General features: G+C 67.3%; 2 protein-coding genes. Both read right to left on the bottom strand.

Going from position 1 to position 2,971, the window contains the following annotated elements; genetic code table 11:
* Positions 1-2,006 (bottom strand): ATP-dependent Clp protease ATP-binding subunit (locus tag VIB55_RS20005; protein WP_331878436.1); only part of this gene is annotated, 2,006 nt, incomplete at its 3' end.
* 58 nt (positions 2,007-2,064) lie between these two features.
* Positions 2,065-2,971: ATP--guanido phosphotransferase (locus tag VIB55_RS20000; protein ID WP_349263056.1), on the bottom strand; the 907-nt coding region annotated here is incomplete at its 5' end.

Genomic DNA, 2,971 nt, shown 5'->3' with positions numbered 1-2,971 from the left:
ACGATGGTGTTCTTGAAGTTAGCAACCCTGCCTTTATTGTCCGTCAGGCGGCCGTCATCGAGCACCTGCAGCAGAATGTTGAACACATCGGGGTGCGCCTTCTCGATCTCGTCCAGCAGCACCACCGAGTACGGCTTGCGGCGGACGGCCTTGGTCAGCGTTCCCGAGTCCTCGTAGCCCACGTACCCCGGAGGCGCGCCGATCAGCCGCGACACGGAGAACTTCTCCATGTACTCCGACATGTCCACGCGGATCAGGGCGTTGCGGTCGGCGAACAGGAACTCGGCCAGCCCGCGCGCCAGCTCCGTCTTGCCGACGCCCGTGGGCCCGGCGAAGATGAACGAGCCGATGGGGCGCTTGGGGTCCTTGAGCCCCGCCCGGCTGCGGCGGATGGCCTTGGCGATGGTCTGCACCGCCTTGTCCTGCCCCACGATCCGCTGGTGAAGCTCGCCCTCCATGTTCACCAGGCGGGCCGTTTCGGCCTGCTTCAGGCGCGTGACGGGAATGCCCGTCCAGCGGCTGACGATGAACGCCACGTCCTCTTCGCTGAGCGCGGGGCGGTTGGTCTTCCGCTCCTCTTCCCAGCTCTTCTCGCGGTCCTGGATGCGGCGCTGCAGGTCGCGCTCGTAGTCGCGCAGCTCGGCGGCACGCTCGAAGTCCTGGTCGCGGATGGCGCCGTCCTTCTTCCCCGCCACCTCTTCCAGCTGCTTCTTCAATTCCTCGACGTCGGGCGGCGGCACCTGCGTCTGCAGGCGCGCGCGGGCCCCGGCCTCGTCGATCACGTCGATGGCCTTGTCCGGCAGGAACCGGTCGGTGATGTAGCGCTCCGACAGCTTCACCGCCGCCTCGATCACGTCGTCCGGAATGCGGATGCGGTGGTGGTCCTCGTAGTGGCCGCGCAGCCCGGTGACGATCTGGATGGCCTCGTCGATGGAGGGCGGCTCCACGTTCACCGTCTGGAAGCGCCGCTCCAGCGCGCCGTCCTTTTCGATGTACTTGCGGTACTCGTTCAGCGTGGACGCGCCCACGCACTGCAGCTCGCCGCGGGCCAGCGCCGGCTTCAGCATGTTGCTGGCGTCGATGGCGCCCTCGGCCGCGCCCGCGCCCACCAGCGTGTGAAGCTCGTCGATGAACAGGATGATGTTCTTGTTCTGGCTGATCTCGTTCATCACCGCCTTGAGCCGCTCCTCGAACTGGCCGCGGTACTTGGTGCCGGCGATGACGGCTGCCATGTCCAGCGAAAGCACCCGGTAGTCGCGCAGCGAGTCGGGGCACTTGTTCTCGGCGATCAGCTGGGCCAGGCCCTCGACGATGGCCGTCTTGCCCACACCGGGCTCGCCGATGAGCACGGGGTTGTTCTTCTTGCGGCGCGACAGGATCTCCATCACCCGCTCGATCTCTTCCGCGCGGCCGATGGTGGGGTCCAGCTCGTTCTGGCGCGCCAGCTCCGTCAGGTCGCGGCAGAAGTGGTCCAGCGCCGGCGTCTTGCTCTTCTTGTCACCCTTGGCCGGCGTCGCGCCGCTGGCCGAGGCCGAGGGCCCGGAGCCAACGGAAGGCGCGGCGTTCGGCTCGCTCCCCAGCAGCTTCAGCGTTTCGCGCCGGGCATCCTCCAGGCTCACGCCGAGCTGGGTGAGGACCTCGGCGGCGATGCCCTTTTCCTCGCGCAGCAGCCCCAGCAGCAGGTGCTCGGTACCCACGTAGCTGTGGTTGAGCTCGCGGGCCTCGGCCATGGCGAACTCCAGCACCTTCTTGGCGCGCGACGTATACGGAAGCTCGCCCAGCGCGATGGTGGCCTTTCCGCGCCGAACCGACTCCTCGACCTTTTCCTGCACCTGCTCCAGGTCGACGTTCAGGTTGTTCAGCACGGCCGCGGCCACGCCCTCGCCCTCGCGGATCAGCCCCAGGAGGATGTGTTCGGTACCGACGTAGTCGTGCTGAAGCCGGATGGCCTCTTCCCGGGCCATGGCCAGGACCTTTCGCACGCGGTCGGTGAAATTGTAGTTCATTTGAGCAGGACCTCAGTTCGGGGCGAGACGGGGCGAACTCCCACGTTCCACGCGCGCATTACGCATGCGTCGCGCCAGATTCCTCCGACGCCAGGATGCCGCGGACGAACGCCGCGCGCCTCACGTCCGGATCGCCCTGGGGCAGGCTTCCATCCACCACGCGCTCGAGGTGGGCCGCCTGGGCAAAGATCATGATCCGGTTCAGCGTCTGTACACGTACGTCTCCGATTAGTTTCAGGCCCACGCCAAGCCGTACGCCGCTCAGGAGGTTCATCACCTCCTCGAACGAAGCCGACCTGGCGTGGCGCAGCAACCCGTACGCACGCCACACCTTGTCCTCGATCACCACGGGGGCGTCGCGCAGCAGGACGGAGCGCGCCTGGGCCTCGTACTGCACCACCTGGTGAACGATGCGCTGCAGGTGGTCGATCAGGTCTTCCTCCGTCTTCCCCAGCGTCGTCTGGTTGCTGATCTGGAAGAAGTTGCCCACGACGTCGCTCCCCTCGCCGTACAGGCCGCGGAAGGTGAGCCCCACCTGGCTGATCCCCTGCAGCACCTTGCCGATCTCCTGCGTCAGCACCAGTCCCGGCAGGTGCATCAGGACGGATGCGCGGAGGCCGGTGCCGACGTTGGTCGGGCAGCTGGTTAGAAAGCCGAACTCCGCGTGGAAGGCGTAGGGAAGCCGCTGGCCCAGCTCGTCGTCCAGCCGCTCCACGTCGCGCCAGGCGTCGCGCAGGCGAAAGCCGCCCACGATGTTCTGCAGGCGCAGGTGGTCTTCCTCGTTCACCATTACGCTCAGCGCCTCGCCGGGCGCCATGATCAGCGCGGTGCTGGTCGGCGCGGGATGGCCCTCGCCGCCCACCAGCTCGCGGCTGACCAGGTGGCGCTCCAGCAGGAGCTGCCGCACGGCCGACGAGAGCTCGGGGATGATGAACGCGTCGCTCTCCTTCAGCGCCTGCGTGTCG

The sequence above is a fragment of the Longimicrobium sp. genome (assembly GCF_036554565.1).
In the GTDB taxonomy this organism is placed as follows: Bacteria; Gemmatimonadota; Gemmatimonadetes; order Longimicrobiales; family Longimicrobiaceae; genus Longimicrobium.
Note: the sequence above shows the minus strand (reverse complement) of the source record. Positions and strands in the feature narration are given on the sequence as shown.